The sequence below is a fragment of the Corynebacterium sp. genome (assembly GCF_030532965.1).
Classification (GTDB): Bacteria; Actinomycetota; Actinomycetes; order Mycobacteriales; family Mycobacteriaceae; genus Corynebacterium.
The window spans coordinates 17,958-34,531 of sequence record NZ_JAUNKC010000016.1 but is presented as its reverse complement, the minus strand read 5'-3'; the positions used below and the strand labels follow the sequence as shown (position 1 = coordinate 34,531).

Here is a 16,574-nt window from a genome sequence, read left to right as displayed (position 1 = left end):
AGAGATAGGACAAACACCAGTGTCTTATAAATTGTTACTACAGTCTAGAGCTGCGGAGTGCGGACTCGTCTGCGCGGCTATGATCCTGCGGCGACTTGCTGTCGACGTTGACCTTAACCAACTACGTGAACTATACCCGGTTGGCCGTGATGGAATGTCAACGGCACATATCCGCCACCTGGTACTTGATTATGGAGTTCCATCAAAGGAAGGTACTGGTGGGTTAGATGAGATAGCAGCTGAATTGAGCGATGGTTCCCAAGTGATGGTGAACCTCGATTTCAGCCATTTTTGTCTTGTAGAAAGCGTCGATAACCGGTGGGTGAAGATCGTAGATCCCAGCCGGGGTCGGGTGAAATTGACGCGCTTTGAAGCAGAGCAAAAGATCAGCCGACAGTGGTGGATCTTCCCGGATCGTGGGGTCGAGTCAGCACTGAAACGTATCCAACTGAACCTTCGTGATATGTATCGCTCGCCAGCATTAGGGATTGTTCTTAGATCACTTAAGGCGAACCCTGCCTTACTTGTGGCAACAGTAGTTGTTGGCCTGCTGATGCTTGTAGGCTCTGGTGCCGCCCCGATAGCGATATCAGCGGTCGTGGATGCGGTTACCTCCGGGGAAGCATTATCTACGACGGTATTGGCTGTAGGGTTGGTTGCTGCCGTCGGTCTGTTTATGGCCGTTAGTTTGGCACGAACAGCCCTTGAAGCTTTCCTGTTGAAAGTTGCAGCGCGGGATCTCGGTACTGCTGGGGTCAAACGGAAGCTTGACTCGCGTCTGGATGTTTTTAGTACTTATGCACCAGGCGACATTGTCTATTCCCTCGCGGCCGTTAACTTCGTATCCACAACGATCTTTATCAATGGCTCATCAGTTGTGTTCAGCGCGCTTACCGTCCTAACCCTCCTAGGAGTGGTTTTTTATCTTTGGCCACTGATGGCTTTGATTCTTGTCGGTTTGCTTGCCGTACTGTGCCTGGTGTTTTTCGTAGCAGCTGAGCGCATCAATCAATACGCCAGCGAAGAGGCAGCCGCAGGTGGGGCATTGTCTAGTCAACAGTTAGAGACCATCATTACGATGGCAGCAATTAAAATGACAAATACCAAAGATCATTTCTTTGACCGGTGGGCGGAAACAAATGAGCGGCACTTGCACTCGACCACGCTGAAAACAGTGTGGACTGGGGTTATTACCGCTGTCACCACAGCACTAACTGTCTTTGGTCCGCTCATTCCCATCATCATTTCCCTCCTATTCCCAAATTCAGTAAGCGGTCTAGGAGCCGTGGTGGCGTCAAGTGGCCTCTTCTCGGTGTTTATTTCCTCGACGAGCCAACTTCTTAATGGGGTTACTTCCCTTACAGAAGCACGCGGACTGATGGCTAAGGTAGATGATCTGCTTCAAATCCCTCAGGAATATGAGGGTTCTCAACGAGTGGACTCTATTGAGCAGATAACTGCGGAGAATGTCTCCTATCGTTATCTTGGGTCTTCTGTGCAATCTTTGGACCAGGTGAACTTAAGAATTGATAGGTACAGTCATAATACCTTCGTCGGTTCCTCTGGTAGCGGAAAATCGACTTTTGCTCGGCTACTGACAGGTTTGCACCGCCCGTCACGTGGAAGAGTCCACATCAACGGGATTGATATTGCAGAGATCTCACCTGAATCCCGAGCACAGCTTTTCGGTTTTGTCCCGCAAGAAAACTATTTGATCTCCGGGAGTATTCGCGACAATATCGCTTTTGGTCGAGACGTCACGGATCAGGAAATCTGGGAGGCTCTTCGGGTTGCGCAGCTTGAAGAAGTTGTGAACGAACTACCTCTTGGCTTAGACACCCCGGTAGGGGAGATGGGAAATTCGTTCTCTGGTGGACAGCGTCAAAGGTTTGCGCTGAGCAGGGCAATTGTGACACGTCCATCTCTCTTAATCTTGGATGAGGCAACAAGCGCGATCGACGTTCCAACTGAGCGTGCCATAACCCAGGCGCTGCGGGAATTAGATATGACGTTGGTAAGTATTGCGCATCGTCCCACAGCGGTAGGTGATGAAGACAAGATTCTTCACTTCCTTGATTCAGGCAGGGTCGAGGTTGAAGAACCAGATTATCTCGATCAGTTGATGCGGAAAGGAATAGCATGAGTATTAGTAACGCCATTGAAATCCGTGGGATTTCTAAGACATACGGGAAGAAAAAGGTTATCGACGATGTTTCTTTCGACGTCGTAGCCGGGGAAATAACCCTTTTAGCCGGGCCCAACGGTGCTGGTAAGTCAACTCTCTTGCGGATGATCTGTGGTCTGGAAGAACCAGATACCGGTTCCGCTCTCATTCAAGGTGAACCTTATCGGGCTTTAAACGAACCGATCCAAATGGTGGGCTCCCTATTGGATGCCACGTGGCTCAACACGGATCTGACAGCAGCACAGAATCTACAAGTATTCGCTGAACTGGCGGGAATTGATACATCGCGTGTCGAGGTTTGTTTAGCGGAAAGCGGTTTGACCAGCGTTGCTGACCGGAAAGTCTCGCAATTCTCTCTAGGTATGCGCCAGCGTTGTGGTATTGCTGCTGCCATGCTTGGGAGCCCGAAAATTCTGATTCTTGATGAGCCAGTGAACGGTCTAGATCCTGACGGGATGGCCTGGTTGAATAAGCTCCTTAAACGACATTGCGCTTCCGGTGGAACGGTGCTGATCTCTAGCCACTTCCTCGCCGACTCGGAGCTTCTAGCGTCGCGGGTGGTAATCATTGGCCGAGGAAAGACCCTATGGCAGGGTTTCATGTCGGAACTCACTGCTGGGGCTCAAGCAGCTTCCTTCCAGTCCGAAAACAATGAACAAATCATCCAGCACCTGACTAAAACACACCCAGGCTTTGAAATGCTGGCGGAAGCGGACAACCAGGTACAGGTGAATGTGGCCCCTGAGCTGGTATCCCGGGCTTCTAGTGAAACTGGTGTGGATCTTTATTACCTAGAACAGGCGCGGCGAACCCTTGCCGAGGCCTACCAACAGATTTCTGAAAAAGAGGTGGAATTCCGGTGAAAGAAATAACGACAACAAAGCTGCCGCTGACACAGTCCATTCAACGTGCGGTGAAGGCTGAGTGGCTCCAGTTGAAATACGACAAAGTAGGCCACATCATATTGATGGTGACCGTTGTTGGCGCAGTGGCGTGGTCGGTGGGACTTAGCGCGCTTCTTGCCGGGTATTCCAGTGAGGACGCTAATCCCTCGGAGCGTGCCGCTGTTAGTGGTGTTTTCCAGCTGGCGATTCTGGGGTTGTTCTTCTGGGTAGCGCGCAACCTCTTACGTGAGGAGTCAACTAAGTTTGTGCAGCTCAAGCTACTCAGCCTGCCGAGCCGCCCAGTGATTTGGGCGGCAAAATGGTTGTGCTTGGTGGTGGTGGGAGCCTGCGTCATGTTAGCTGCTACGGTCCTCAGTTCCGGTGCCACACTTGGTACCGTGGCGCTTGTTGGACGTGACTGGCATCAGTTTGTTGGTGACAGTGCTGGGTCCTACGTCATTTTGGCTGGAAACACGATCTTAATATCTGTTGTGACTGTCTCCTTCGCGGTCGCTGTAAGCATCGTAGCCAACAACTTGTCTGCTGCCGTGACCGTGCTTGTTGCTTGGATTTTGGTTGTGGAAGGTATGATCGATGGCTCTGATCCATCCACTAAATTCTTCTATAGCCTCCTGCCTTTCAAGAATGCTACTCGCCTTTTTGAACAGGCTGATCCCGCTAAGTTCCTATGGGGCGAACCCGTAAGCATCCTGTATTCCCTCAGTGTGACTATTGCGCTGGCAGCGTTTGTTATCTTCTTCAACAAGGGGAAGATTGATCGAACAGGTCGGGTGAAGTAATCATGGTCACTGCGCAATTAACGAGCAATATCGCCAGTAAGTTGATGGGGAGACTGCAGGCAAGACAGAACGACGCAGGAGGCACCTTCAGTGGCTTCCACCCCCAGGAGATCGAACAGAGCGCAACGGATATGTTGGCCAGCATGCCAGCTGCCCTTCGTCTTGAAAGTTCTAAGGTGATTCGTTCATCGCTAGATGAACTTAGCTACGATACGCCGGTTGTTACCAGCTTTGCCGCTATTTTACATCGGCATTATCGGGAAATCGTCGAGCAGGAATGGCCCACCAGCGAGGCTATAGCTACAGCTGCAGCAGAGCAGTGGGAAAGAATTGTTGCAGATATCGCGGGACGGTGGCTTCACGACCGGGCGGTTTCCTCAGGGTACCAAGTGTCGGGATCCTCAGCCCTAGCAGTTCGTCTTTTACGGGCCCACCAAAGGGTTGGGGCAGCCAGCTGCCGTCTTGAAAGAGACTTACAGGCGGACAGTGACTATCTTGGGATTGCGCATCCGCCCACCCGAGTTACGTTTGGTCTTGGTGATCCTCATTTAGGTTTGCAGACTGTTGCTAGGCTAGATTTTCTTGATCGAACACTCATCTACCGGCCGCACTGTCCGGTCAGTGGGGACTTAATCAGCGAAGTCTGTTCTCTATTGGATATGGCACAACCACCTAGGGCGTGGGATCGACGTGATCACAGTTGGAGCGAGTTTCTTCAAGAAGATGGCGAAGTAACAGACCTGCAGAAGTTCTACTCCGCCGTGGGGCAGTGGACTGCGTTGGGGTACATTCTCAACGGAGTGGATTTTCATAATGAGAATTTCATCGTAGAAGGAAACGTTCCTCGTCTTATTGACTTGGAGACCCTCTTTAGACCCGGATTGCAAAGCACGAATTCAGAAAATGGCACCCGTTGGGCGGATTCTGTGCTGTCGGTGGGAACATTGCCGTTTAAGATCGGCAATGGCCCGAACTCTATTGAGGTGGGGCTTGTGCGAGCCCGCCCCTCCGAAGGCGGTATTCACCCCTTTCCGGCCCCTGTCGTGCGAACCCTGCCAGATGGAACGCGCTCTTTTGAAATTCAGAAAGCCATTCCAACGGATCCAGGAAACACCGTATTCCTGGAGGAAGAACCTCAGGCGTTAGAGAATGTGAAGAACATGATCACGGCGGCTTTCGCCACGACTTTAAAACGGGCGGCGGATAACCGTCACGCTATTCGGGATCTGATTCTCCACGCTTACGACAGTATCCGGACGAGGGTTATTGTCACTCCCACCTATCGGTACGCACAGGTGCAAGCAACGGCAAGTCATCCCGTTATCGCTGATGACCCCTACCTTTTTGCCCTAGCGTGTTCACAAATTGGGATTTGGGGTGACGAATTATTGTGGAAAGCGGAGTGGCAGCAACTTATGCAGGATGATATTCCCGCTTTTTCTGTTGCCATGGGCAGTCGAGATATTGTGCTTCTCGACGGACAGAAGCTGCCCATTCCAGCCTTAGGTGAGGTAATTGAAGTCACGGCGATTGATAATGTTCTTCAAAAGTTAAAGAGTCTCGATCGTGTCGAAGACGCGACGAAGGAACAATGTCATTGGATTGAAGCGTCGTTTGTGGGCAGATATTCGGATAATCGGATTCAGTCTGGGACGAATGTGCCTGCGAAAGCTTCAGTTCTGGAAATGCTGAGTTATGTCGTGGAAAATATTACCGAGCGGGTTGGGGAAAACCCGGATGCGCATTTTGGCCTAGACTTCCTTAGCGCCTCGGTGGGGGAGGACTTCGACCGAAACTGGCAAGTGTTGGCGAGTAACGATGATTTCTACGGCGGCACGGCGGGAACACTATACTTCCTAGCAACCTATTACAAGTTTTCTGCGGACGCAGCAGTGAAACCACTGCTGCGCAAGGCCGCTCTGAGTTTTCAAAGGGTGTTGCTGCGCAACCCCATCCAGGGAAAGAAACTTGGTGGACTTGCTACGGGAAACATTGGGTTGTTGTTGTCTGCGGTGGCATGCGCTCATGCACTTGAGTGGGATCGAATAGACCGTGATGTGTACAAGGATGCAGCGCACCGAGCAATGTTGACGCTGATCGAACAGATGACGAAGGAACGATTAGTTCCGGATGCAACCTTGAATATGGATGCAATTAACGGGTTGGCCAGCCAATACCGGGCGTTCGTTGAAATCGCTGGGATGCTCGCGGAGTTAGGTGAAGATTGCGGCCGACTAAGCACCCTGGTTCGCATTTTCACGGAGTCATGGCTGCTAAGGAATGACGAAGTTCCTGACGATGGTGGATTTGCTCATTCCTCCGCTGGCATCCTTGACGCGTATGTTGCGAGTGCGCGTTTATCCAGGCGGCGGGTGAGCGTCGAACTAGTGGAACACCAGATTAACGCGATCCTTCACGCGGCGCTTAGCCAAGATCAACCATCGTTGGGGTGGTGCCATGGAACTGCTGGTCTGGGAGCACTTGCACTCAACCTTATCCGCGAAGAATCGACGTTAACGCAAGCGAAGAAGCTACTTGAAGCTATCCACCCCTTCCTTATGGAAAACGTCGACAATATGGGGATGTCTGCTTGCCACGGGTACATCGGAGTACTTGAAGTTTTATATTATCTAGGGTACTTCGCGAAGGATGAAGAACTCCAAGGGAAAGCTGGTGCGATTGCTTCAGAGCTCCTTGTCGCTGATCTGTGCGGGGATGGCCTGACGAAGGAACACTACTCAACCAGCCTATACTGTGGACTTGCGGGTGTGGGGCAACTATTACTTTCGCTGGCAGGGCACCGTTCGGCTGTAGTCCGTGCACCCTGGCATTAAATACTAACCGCCGTTCTTGAGGCGACTGAGTCACTCTGCCTTAGTCGCCCTTTTCAGATTGAGGAAGCGGAACCAATTACGCTTGGCGGAAGGTGACACGTCAGGTGCTTTAGAAATCCTGAATGCCGCCAGGTTATCTTCCGTATCGCTTCGCCTATTTCATTCGGGCGCACACCTATGGGATGCCGAGAAACCGTGGGGCTGTCGTGTTTTCCTGGGTGACTCGAACCTTGAAGGAGAGTAAAATTAGCCGCTAGATAACTTCAATTCTGCTACCGGCATGATGTGCAGTGCGCGCCGGTAAGAGAGGATCGTGTCACGTGAATGTCCGCACCCCGCCCCATTTTGTCGCGCCTGCTGTTGTCTCTGTCTTTGCAGTTTTGTCTGTCGCCTTTATCCTCTGGGGAAAGGTGGATATCGCGTCCACATTAGTGGTGTTGGTGAGTATCGCTGGCATTTTCATGGTGCGTCGATATCCTCACTTCTCGTGCTGCCTATTTGTGTTTCTTTACCTGGTTCTTTCCTATGAACGGGAAGTACGCAACGTCATCACGATCCTCGGCGCGATAGCGGTGACGGGTTTTCTGGCGTACATGAGCCGAATCAGATGGGCTATTGCCTATGGGGTTGTGTTCTTCGCGATCTCCGTTACTGAGATATTTGAGGGTATCTTCGTCCCGGAATCCATCGAAAATGTGCTTTTTACCTTGATTATGTTCATTTCCACGATCGGGATTGGTTCCTATCTACACAAGGCGGAACGCAAGTCCCGTGAGGAAAAACTTAGGGCTGAAGAAGCTAAGAAACGACAGAGGAAAATCCTCATTAAGACCCTTCATGATTCTGTAGCGAGATCTTTGACCTCGGCTGTTATGCGTGCCGAGGGTATTAGCTTTGGTCCGGGCATTCCAGAGGACAAGAAAGAAGAGCTGGAACTCATCGCTGAGGAGAGCCGCAGGGCTATTGAGGAGGTTCGTACTCTGATCCGTTTGTTGGATGAAGATGAATTGGAACTTCCTGCGGTTAAAACCAACCTGGCGGACCAGATTGGGTATTTTGTGAATCTTCTTGAGAGCCATGGATTTAACGTCACCGTGGTAAAGGATGACTCTATTTTTGCGCGAGCGTACAAGCTGGAGCCGTTGTCTTTGCCGGTCATGCCTGAGCTTGCATCGAATGTACTGAAGTATGGTGCCTCGGATAGTGAGGTGCTGGTAAAGGTGGAGCGTTGCGATGAGGATATCGTAGTGACGGTTACCAACAAGATCGCCGCTACTCGTTCGACGAGCTACCTCAGCACAGGGATTGGGCTGGCTCAAATCCGGGAAGAAATAACGAGGGAAGGGGGCTCATTCGAGAGCGTATCAAAGGGGGAACTTTGGGTCACTACCTGGGAATTCCCAGTTAGATAGTGTACTAAAGTGCCTAGTTTGAGAAAAAGCGGGATTTTGCTTGGAAAACGAGAGATGCGTCGTGAAAATAGAGATGTCACTGTTTCTACTTACGAAAAGGAATCGACATTATGCAACGTGTCACTCGTGTTTTTCTGTCCGTAGCCATTGCTTCTACCTTGGTAGCGCAGGGCCCGATTATCGCAAATGCAAAGGAGCCTGCCGCTCGGTCAAATTCACCCCTCGGCTTTTTGTCTTGCGAGGATGTAAGCTGGTTGAAATGGTGCAAATAAGCCGATGACGAAATAAGCCTGAGGAGTGAGAATGAGCACCGAGCGTATCAAGATAGTAATCGTTGACGATGACCGTCTGGCACGTGAAACCCTGACGAAGTACTTCTCACCTTCCGAGGAGTTTGACCTTGTGGGGGTTGTGAAAACTGGTCATGAGGTTATCGAGATCATCGAAAACCAGAAAGTCGATGTCATCCTATCGGATATTTACATGCCAGCCATGAGCGGTCTCACCCTCCTTGAGAAAGTTCTTGCACTCAAGAATCCCCCCAGGTTTATTGCCATTACCTCTATCGACGACGATGACAACATGATACGCGTGTTGGGCCGGGGCGGCGCAGGATACATTCTGAAAAGCCAATCCCCTAAGTCCATTATCCAGGCGGTCAGGGATGCCGTTGATGGCGGAATGGTTGTCTCCCCGACTTCTGTTGAAAACCTCATCAGGGAGGTTCCTAAAGTCCAAAACTTTGAGGGATATCACCGCAATCTCTTGGACCAAGTGGTTGCTGATGATTCGCCTTTGAACCCTGAAGAGAAGAAAGTCCTCAAACTTCTATGTTCGGGTATGAGCAATGCTGAAATTGCCTCGCACATGCTGTACTCAGAGTCCTCGATCAAGAAACGAGTCTCGTCACTCATGCAAGATTTCGGAGCGAAATCACGTTTGGATCTAGTGGTGGCGTTGCTCAATAAGCCCGAAAATGTCTCCTGATCCTTAGGCTTGTCGTATCTTTGACAGACTAATATTGCACCTCCCAGGTATCCAGTTACGCTCGGTTGCCTGGGAGGTTTGCTTGTGGGATAACCGGAAGTGGTTGGCATAGAGAATGAGGACTGCAAAACAGATCATCGGAAGAGTGTAGTTATTGGTGTATTGCTTATTTCACAAGCTCGCAGGCGGCTGACGTAACGTAACTTTGAGAGCTCCCCGAATAATTTAGTAACGAAAATGTAAGCAATGGACCAAAGCGAGTTTGGGATGAAGGGCTATCGATGACCCGTTTTAATGACCCACAATGCTCATTTGAAACACGGTGACCATCCACAGCATCGCAAACGGTACGAGGAACCAAAACGTACCCATCCATGGGCGCCAGCGGGTGTAGTTGAGATATTTGCGGTACATGATCACGCCGCACCCGATGGTGGCGATGATAGGCACCATGCTGGTTGCGGCGGGCCACCAGATTTCCGCCTGCCGGGAGCAGATCCACGTGGCGTGCCCGTCGTCGCAAAGCGGGCCGCCTTGGATGCGGGCAACCCAGGCGAGAATGTAGGCAACAATCCCGGTGACAATGGGGGTCAATAACGCCCAGGTGATCGCCTGTTTCGTCGACTTCCTGTTCATCTCAGCTTCTTTGAGCGGGTCCGGGGTATCGGCCAACTCATCAAAGGTGGTGGGTTGCGGGCGGAACCGATTGGACTGGTCGGCGTCGGAGCTGAGGTCGTTTTCGGGGTGGTCCATGTGCGTTACCTTGGTCGGATGATGAGGTCGGGGATCTGGGCGTCGGCAGGAGTGTTCAATACGTTGAGTATGGTGCCAGCGATGGTATCAGCCGAGATGTAATCGTCGGGATTGTAGTCTTGGTTTTCCTGGTGACGGATGGCGCGCTGCATTTCGGTGGCGATTCGGCCGGGGTAAATACTGGTGACCCGGATCGCCGGTGTTTCCTGCCGCAGCGCTTCGCACCAGGCGCGGGCGGCGTGTTTGCTGGCTGAATACGCGCCCCACATGGGGTGAGTGTGGTGCCCGGCGCCGGAATTGATGTAGATGACCTGGCCGGAAGACTGGATAAGCTGCGGCAAAAGGTGTTGAGTCAGTTCAACCGGGGCGTGGAGATTAATGGCCATGTGGTGTTCCCAGTCGCGCCGGGGCTGGTCGTGGGTGCTGCCGAGCTGGGCGACGCCAGCGCAGTGGATCAGCGCGGTGATGCTTTGCGGCGCCACCTCGTCCGGTACCGTCACTGTGTCTGTGAAATCAGCGTGCCACCAGTGCAGATTGGGGTGGTCAAGGTCGGCGGGCGAGCTGCGGAACTGTGCGTAGACGGTGTAGCCGGCCTCTAAAAGGGCGCGGGTGGTGGCGAGTCCAACGCCTTGGCTTGCGCCAGTGACAACTGCGGTGGGCATTATTGCTCCTTTCCTCGGGTGGGGATCATGAGGACTGGGACCTGGACGTGCGGCAAGATTTCGGAGGTTTGGGAGCCGATGAAGACCCGTTCAAAGGCACCGAGCGGGGAGGAACCGAAGCAGAGTAGGTCGCCTTTTTTCCATTTGAGTACGTCGAGCGCGCCGTGCCACCCGTTGCCGGAGCCAACCTCACAGGTGATGTCGATGTGGGGGAATGCGGCGTGGGCGCTGCTGCGGAGCCGATCCAAAATCGCTAGCGCGTTTTCGCGCCATTCGTGGCTGAGGTCTGTGGAAGGTTTTATGGATTCCGAAACGGGAGGTGCCCCGAATCCGTCCGGCGAGAGGGCAAGAATCCTCAGCGGTACGCCCCACGCAGCGGCGAGTTCGGCGGCGGTGGTGGTGGCGGATTCGTCGGTGTCCTGCCCAATGAATGCGACATTGACGCGGGTGATGCCGCGTTTGGCGAGTTTAGGGGATCGGGGTGCCAGTAGGAGGGGGCGCGGCGAGGAGTGCAGCATGGAGTCGGCGGTGGTGCCGGGTAAAAATCGCCCTTTGGGGGCGGCGGCTTTGGATCCGAGCAGGATCATGTCGGCCCCGAAGTCGTGGGCGGCCTGGGTGAGCATGACGGATTCAGAGGTTCCGTCGGCGATGACGGCGACCGGGTTGGCCCATTGGGCGCGGTCGATGCCGACGTCGTTAAGCTTTGCGCTAACGGCTTTGGTGTAGCGTTCGGTTTCTTTTTTGAACCATTTCTTATGCTTGGAGCCGAGCTTGCTCATCGCTGGGGACGGCCAGGGACGCAGGAAAGTGGTGACGCACTGGACGGTCACGTCTGCGGTGCGCGCCAGCCAGGCGGCAACTTCGAGCGCTTCATCGCCGCTGGATTGGGGCTGCCACGCAACCAGGATGCGAAATTGTTGCATGTGGAGCCGTGGCGCGGGCTGGGTTTTCTTAGGCATAGGTAACGCGGGTGACAGATCGTTTCTATAGGTTATGTCGGTTTAAAGTTTAGCGCGGGAGTCGTTACCTATGGTGGCGACGGGGGTTAGCTAGTGGCCTCATGTTGTTGCATGAGTTCCGCAGTATAGGCCTCGGCGAGTTCGGTGATGATATCGGCGGCTTTTTCGGCTTCGCTGAGCTTTTCGACGGGCAACGTCGCGAGCATCTGCGCTAAATAATCGGTACGTTCGTTTCCCACCCGCTCCAGCTCTTGCTTGCCAAACGGTGTCAATTGCACTTTTACGCCGCGCCGGTCGGCTTCTTCCCGGATGCGTTCGACCATGCCGCGTTCTTCCAATTGGTGCAAAGCGTTTGACGCGGTAGGCATACGGATGCCTTCGACCTTGGCGATGTAGCTGATCCGGCAAGGGCCCTCCTCAGCCAGCCTGCTTAAAATTGTCAGCTGCGGCCCAGTAAGGTCCGATGCTTCCGCGATACGGAAGTAAAGCACATACAACCGAGTGAGTGCTGGCCGAATTCGGTTCGCCAATTCCCAATGGGCATTTGATTTCATGAGTTGAATTGTATCCATTCTGTGTGCAACCTAACGATTCACGCGTATGGCAGAGGTGCTTTTTGCAGTTTGCGTGCAGGTTTATATTTCCGTTTTGCTCAATGTGAACAGTTGTATTGTAACCGGTTGTGCCCGCGCGGCTGGACGGTGCGGCTTAAGGAGCTACGTATTAGATGTCTAAGCGGCTAAACTTGTGGAATGGTTGAATTCCATGGTCAGGTTTCGCACCGGCTGGCACGAGCCAAAACACTTTCCTTGGTACGCGCTGGCCGCAAGTCGCACGACGAAGTGTGTGACGCCGACTTTTTGCTGCTCACCGCAGCGAAATTCCATGGAGTTTCGGCTGCAAACCCATGCCCTATTTGCGAAGAAAAAACGTTGCGGAATGTGTTATGGGTATATGGTGAACAGCTTGGTCATGCATCAGGCAGCGCACGATCCATCGCAGAGATTCACGACTTTGTGGAATCGGGTCGGGAGTTTATTGTTCACACGGTGGAGGTATGCACCAATTGCAAGTGGAACCACTTGGTGCAGGCCGCCATTGCGGCGCCGTCGGCGAGAACACCTGTTGACGTCGAAAAGCTGGAACAGACGCTGTGGGACCTTCCCCACCAGCGGCAACCCCAGTCTGCGGTAGAAGAAGTACCAAGCTATACAGTTCCGTACTGTGTGGCCCGCTTTGAGGAAGAACTGTAAGTGGCAAATACAAATAGTAAAAAAGCCAAAGGCTCGCCTGCGCCTCGTCGCAAGCGTTCTTGGATTAAAGGCAGCATCATCGCTGTGGTGTTAGCCGTGTTTGTTGCACCCTTGCTGGCATTCATGGTGGCCTACATCGTCACCGACGTGCCAGAGCCAGAAGAACTGGTGACTAAACAGGTGTCCCACATCATGGCTGCTGACTCCACCACCGAATTAGCACGAATCGTGCCAGCGGAAGGCAACCGCCAAGAAGTGCCGCTGGATCAAATACCGGAAGATGTTCGCAACGCGGTTCTAGCCGCCGAGGACCGGCAGTTTTATACCAATAATGGCTTCTCGTTCACCGGCTTCGCCCGTGCCATCATCGGCCAGATCACCGGTAACACCTCCGCTGGTGGTGGTTCGACCATTACCCAGCAGTACGTGAAAAACATGGTGGTCGGTAACGACTATTCCTATAAACGTAAGGCGAAAGAACTGGTCTATTCGGTCAAAATGGCCAACGAATGGAGCAAGGAGCAGGTATTAGAGGCGTACCTCAATACCATTTACTTCGGCCGTAACGCCTACGGCATCGATGCCGCCGCCCGCGCCTACTTCGACGTCCCGGCACAGGAACTCAATGCGGCGCAGGCTGCCGTGCTGGCCGCATCAATCCAGCGGCCGTCCCAGCTGGACCCATGGGCTAACCCGGAGGAAGCCGAAGAGCGCTGGAACTACGTGCTTGACGGCATGGTTTCCGAAGGCTGGCTCGACGAGGGCACCCGGGCGGGACTTGTCTACCCAGAGACCACCGACCCGGCCCTAAACCGCGCCTACACCGAAGCCACCGGCCCTAATGGCCTGATTAAAAACCAGGTCATGGCGGAACTGGAAACCTTAGGCATTACCCAAGATGACGTGGAAACCCGCGGCCTGCGGGTGACCACCACCATCGACATGAAAGCCCAGAACGCCACCACCAAGTCGGTGACTGACAGCATGCGCAACCAGCAGGAAAACATCAGGGTTGCGGCTGTAAGCGTGGAGCCAAGTACTGGTGCGGTTCGTGCCTATTACGGCGGCGAGGAAGCAACCGGTTGGGACTACGCCAACGCACCACTGCAGACCGGTTCCACTTTTAAGGTCTTCGGCGTCGCCGCCGCAGTTCAGCAGGGTATTCCGACCACCCAGACGATCTCCACCGCGCCATACCAGCTACCAGGTGTTACGGTTCCCGGCGGTGGCTGCAACGGTGCCTGCACCATGAAAGAAGCGCTCAAGCAATCCCTGAACACCCCGTTCCTGCGGTTGCAGGATGAGCTTGCCAACACCACCCAAGACACCGCCGATATGGCGCATGCCCTGGGTATGGCGCGCTCGTTGCCAGGCATTGAGGAAACCCTGACCGAAAACGGTGAGCAGCCGTTCGAGGGCATCATCTTGGGTCAGTATCAGTCCCGGCCGATCGATATGGCACATGCGCTGGCAACCTTGGCAAACGAGGGGGTCTGGCATGATACCTATTTCGTCGAGAAGGTCGAAACCGCGGATGGTCAGGTGCTTTATCAGCACGGCGCAACCGAAGGTGAGCGTCGGGTCGCGGCCAATGTCGCCAATACCGTGTTGGAAGCAATGCTGCCAATTGCAGGTTGGTCTGGCTACAAGGACCTCGCTGGCGGGCGCGAATCCGCCGCCAAGACCGGCACCACCCAGTTAGGCGATACGGGGTTGAATAAGGATGCATGGATGATTGGCGCGACTCCGCAACTGGCAACCGCAGTGTGGGTCGGCACCCATGACAATTCCCCGTTGCTGAACCAGTGGGGTGCCAATATGTACGGTGCGGATCTACCAGCCACCATTTGGAAAGGCGTGCTCGACGGCGCGCTGGAGGGGCGGGATCTCGAAGAATTTCCTGCACCTAAGCCATTTGGCTTCAGTAAGGGGCGCGGCTCGATCGGCCCGGTGATTGCTACCCAAGCACCTGCGGTCGATAACTTCCAGCCGGATGCGCCTCCGGTGGAGGCACCAATCGAACCGGCGTTGCCGCAGCCACCAGCGGTCACCGTTCCAGAAGAAGGAGTGGAAATTCTGCCGGGAGTTGTGATTCCGGGAGAACTACTTACTGAGGAATAACCGCAGCCGCGAGCAGTATTAGCGGCTGGTTGTTGGGGAACGTGACGACCCACATGCAACGGTGTGCCGATAGTCCGAGACACTATTGGCACACCGTTGTATGTGTTTGGATGTGTATGTGTCTGGATGCCATCATCTGTTAGGTCTGCGCATATGGATAGCGCTGGCTGGGGGTGGCTGGTGCAGGATCGAAAGGCGTGGCCGGGCAGCGGGGTTACACTGATAGAAAACTCGGAGAACCTTTCTAGGAGAGCTACCGGCAAATGGATGCCACAACGATTCTCACCATGGCGAGCGTATTCGCTGGATTCCTATGTTTTGGCGGTTCCTTCGCCAGCTTCATGTACAAGAAATCGCCGAAATTAATCTGGGGCCTGTTTAGTGTAGCCATCCTGCTCATCACCGTTATTCCGGTGGTATTGGCGGTATTTGTTTCCGTCGAACCCCGCTAAGGACGGTCAAGAATCGACTTTCGGCAGCAGATGGGGTATGTTTGACAGGTTGCTGACGCAACGACCCTCCTGCCACAACCAGTTCCGGGTGTGGCCGAAACGAGATTTATATACAAGACCATAGGAGGTGATGAGGTCCGTGCGTCACTACGAAGTCATGATCATTCTGGATCCTTCCCAGGATGAACGCACTGTTGCCCCGTCCCTGGACAAGTTCCTGGAGATCGTCCGCAAGGAAAACGGCACCGTGGAAAAGGTTGACATCTGGCCAAAGCGCCGGTTGGCCTACCCAATCAACAAGAAAGACGAAGGCATCTACGCCGTCGTCAATCTGCACTGTGAGCCAGCCACCGTTCAGGAACTCGACCGCGTTCTTAACCTGAACGACAATGTTCTGCGCACCAAGGTTCAGCGGGACGACAAGTAATCTACGTCAATAAGCGCACTGTGCAGGAAAAATACCGGGAGCTTAAGCAAAGGGTATTTTCATGTCGGTGTCAATGACTAAGGTTGCTAGTTGAAACCACAAACCTTCAAGCGTTATAAGAATCCACCGATTCTTGTTGCGCCGAATACCTAAAACCAGAGCAGAGATGAAAGGCTAACGAACATGGCACAAGGAGACGTCAATATCACGATCGTCGGCAACGTAGTTGCTGACCCAGAGCTTCGCTTCACCCAAACAGGTGCAGCGGTAGCTACATTCCGTGTGGCTTCTACCCCACGTCGCTACGATTCCCAGTCCGGCCAATGGGTCGATGGTGAAGCAATGTTCCTTTCCTGCAACATCTGGCGTCAAGCCGCCGAAAACGTCGCCGAAACCCTGACCAAGGGTATGCGCGTGATCGTTACCGGCCGGTTGCGGCAGCGTTCGTATGAATCCCGTGAAGGGGAAAAGCGGACGGTCATGGAGCTAGAGGTCGAAGAAGTCGGCCCATCCCTGCGCTACGCAACCGCACAGGTTAACCGCAATCCTCGTGAAGGCGGCTACCAAGGCGGCGGCAGTGGTAACTTCGGCGGCGGAAACGCTGGCGGTAACTTTGGCGGCAATTCCGGCGGGTTTAATAACAGCCAAGGCGGATTTGGCGGCGGCCAACCAGCAAACCAAGGTGGGTTTGGTGGCGGCCAGCAGCAGTCTGCCCCTGCGAACGATCCGTGGAGCAGCGCCCCACCAGCAGGTGGATTTGGTGGTGCCGACGACGAACCTCCGTTCTGATTCGCGTCGCGTACCTGACATAACCAATAACACAGATGTAAAACTTTCCCGAGGTA

At 53.7% G+C, this 16,574-nt stretch carries 14 protein-coding genes and 1 pseudogene; 11 read left to right on the top strand and 4 right to left on the bottom strand.

Translation table 11 applies throughout. From position 1 onward, the window contains the following. Nucleotides 1-19: 19 nt before the first annotated feature. The 6 genes from Q4D85_RS08500 to Q4D85_RS08475 all read left to right on the top strand — a co-directional run bounded on the left by Q4D85_RS08500 (nucleotide 20) and on the right by Q4D85_RS08475 (nucleotide 9,102). The gene (locus Q4D85_RS08500) at nucleotides 20-2,143 is read left to right on the top strand and encodes a peptidase domain-containing ABC transporter (protein WP_303199677.1); all 2,124 of its coding nucleotides are present in this window, start codon (nucleotides 20-22) and stop codon (nucleotides 2,141-2,143) included. After that, on the top strand, nucleotides 2,140-3,048 hold the full coding sequence (locus tag Q4D85_RS08495; protein ID WP_303199676.1) for an ATP-binding cassette domain-containing protein: 909 nt from the start codon (nucleotides 2,140-2,142) through the stop codon (nucleotides 3,046-3,048). The genes Q4D85_RS08500 and Q4D85_RS08495 overlap by 4 nt, the downstream gene beginning before the upstream one ends. After that, on the top strand, nucleotides 3,045-3,869 hold the full coding sequence (locus Q4D85_RS08490) for an ABC transporter permease (protein WP_303199674.1): 825 nt from the start codon (nucleotides 3,045-3,047) through the stop codon (nucleotides 3,867-3,869). The genes Q4D85_RS08495 and Q4D85_RS08490 overlap by 4 nt, the downstream gene beginning before the upstream one ends. Before the next feature lie 176 nt (nucleotides 3,870-4,045). Next, the gene (locus Q4D85_RS08485; protein WP_303199673.1) at nucleotides 4,046-6,703 is read left to right on the top strand and encodes a DUF4135 domain-containing protein; all 2,658 of its coding nucleotides are present in this window, start codon (nucleotides 4,046-4,048) and stop codon (nucleotides 6,701-6,703) included. 320 nt (nucleotides 6,704-7,023) lie between these two features. Next, nucleotides 7,024-8,115: a sensor histidine kinase gene (locus Q4D85_RS08480; RefSeq protein ID WP_303199672.1), complete on the top strand. Its 1,092-nt coding sequence runs from the start codon at nucleotides 7,024-7,026 to the stop codon at nucleotides 8,113-8,115. A 303-nt stretch (nucleotides 8,116-8,418) separates the two neighbouring features. Beyond that, a complete protein-coding gene (locus Q4D85_RS08475) occupies nucleotides 8,419-9,102 on the top strand; it encodes a response regulator transcription factor (protein WP_303199670.1) in 684 nt (227 codons plus the stop codon). 291 nt (nucleotides 9,103-9,393) lie between these two features. Here the strand turns inward: Q4D85_RS08475 and Q4D85_RS08470 are convergent, their stop codons facing one another. From Q4D85_RS08470 to Q4D85_RS08455, 4 genes are all read right to left on the bottom strand, one after another. Then, complete coding sequence (locus Q4D85_RS08470; RefSeq protein WP_303199669.1) at nucleotides 9,394-9,855, bottom strand: hypothetical protein; 462 nt, start codon at nucleotides 9,853-9,855, stop codon at nucleotides 9,394-9,396. A 5-nt stretch (nucleotides 9,856-9,860) separates the two neighbouring features. Then, nucleotides 9,861-10,520 carry an SDR family oxidoreductase gene (locus tag Q4D85_RS08465; protein WP_303199737.1) on the bottom strand — a complete coding sequence of 220 codons (660 nt, stop codon included), beginning with the start codon at nucleotides 10,518-10,520 and terminating at the stop codon, nucleotides 9,861-9,863. Beyond that, nucleotides 10,517-11,476, bottom strand: coding sequence for a universal stress protein (locus Q4D85_RS08460; RefSeq protein WP_303199668.1), 960 nt, complete (start codon nucleotides 11,474-11,476; stop codon nucleotides 10,517-10,519). Before Q4D85_RS08460 ends, Q4D85_RS08465 begins: the two co-directional genes overlap by 4 nt. A gap of 86 nt (nucleotides 11,477-11,562) precedes the next feature. Beyond that, nucleotides 11,563-12,030 carry a MarR family winged helix-turn-helix transcriptional regulator gene (locus tag Q4D85_RS08455; protein ID WP_303199666.1) on the bottom strand — a complete coding sequence of 156 codons (468 nt, stop codon included), beginning with the start codon at nucleotides 12,028-12,030 and terminating at the stop codon, nucleotides 11,563-11,565. Between the two features lie 198 nt (nucleotides 12,031-12,228). On the opposite strand from Q4D85_RS08455, the pseudogene Q4D85_RS08450 reads away from it, so the two are divergent. The 5 genes and pseudogenes from Q4D85_RS08450 to Q4D85_RS08430 all read left to right on the top strand — a co-directional run. Next, nucleotides 12,229-12,570: pseudogene (locus Q4D85_RS08450) on the top strand (DUF5318 family protein); the annotation flags it as partial. Nucleotides 12,571-12,852: 282 nt separating this feature from the next. Then, on the top strand, nucleotides 12,853-14,850 hold the full coding sequence (locus Q4D85_RS08445) for a transglycosylase domain-containing protein (RefSeq protein ID WP_303199736.1): 1,998 nt from the start codon (nucleotides 12,853-12,855) through the stop codon (nucleotides 14,848-14,850). Nucleotides 14,851-15,113: 263 nt separating this feature from the next. After that, entirely contained in the window at nucleotides 15,114-15,302 is a 189-nt protein-coding gene (locus tag Q4D85_RS08440; protein ID WP_303199665.1) for a hypothetical protein, read from the top strand. 139 nt (nucleotides 15,303-15,441) lie between these two features. Next, a complete protein-coding gene (gene rpsF, locus Q4D85_RS08435; RefSeq protein WP_201779253.1) occupies nucleotides 15,442-15,729 on the top strand; it encodes a 30S ribosomal protein S6 in 288 nt (95 codons plus the stop codon). A 183-nt stretch (nucleotides 15,730-15,912) separates the two neighbouring features. Further along, nucleotides 15,913-16,518 (top strand): single-stranded DNA-binding protein, encoded by a 606-nt coding sequence (locus Q4D85_RS08430; protein ID WP_303199663.1) that lies wholly within the window; start codon nucleotides 15,913-15,915, stop codon nucleotides 16,516-16,518. Nucleotides 16,519-16,574: the final 56 nt, after the last annotated feature.

Coding starts and splice junctions, on each gene's coding strand:
- Q4D85_RS08495 (WP_303199676.1), top strand. CDS start 2,140: ATGAGTATTAGTAACGCCATTGAAATCCGTGGGATTTCTAAGACATAC.
- Q4D85_RS08470 (WP_303199669.1), bottom strand. CDS start 9,855: ATGGACCACCCCGAAAACGACCTCAGCTCCGACGCCGACCAGTCCAAT.
- Q4D85_RS08460 (WP_303199668.1), bottom strand. CDS start 11,476: ATGCCTAAGAAAACCCAGCCCGCGCCACGGCTCCACATGCAACAATTT.
- Q4D85_RS08475 (WP_303199670.1), top strand. CDS start 8,419: ATGAGCACCGAGCGTATCAAGATAGTAATCGTTGACGATGACCGTCTG.
- Q4D85_RS08430 (WP_303199663.1), top strand. CDS start 15,913: ATGGCACAAGGAGACGTCAATATCACGATCGTCGGCAACGTAGTTGCT.
- Q4D85_RS08445 (WP_303199736.1), top strand. CDS start 12,853: ATGGTGGCCTACATCGTCACCGACGTGCCAGAGCCAGAAGAACTGGTG.
- Q4D85_RS08440 (WP_303199665.1), top strand. CDS start 15,114: ATGGATGCCACAACGATTCTCACCATGGCGAGCGTATTCGCTGGATTC.
- Q4D85_RS08455 (WP_303199666.1), bottom strand. CDS start 12,030: ATGAAATCAAATGCCCATTGGGAATTGGCGAACCGAATTCGGCCAGCA.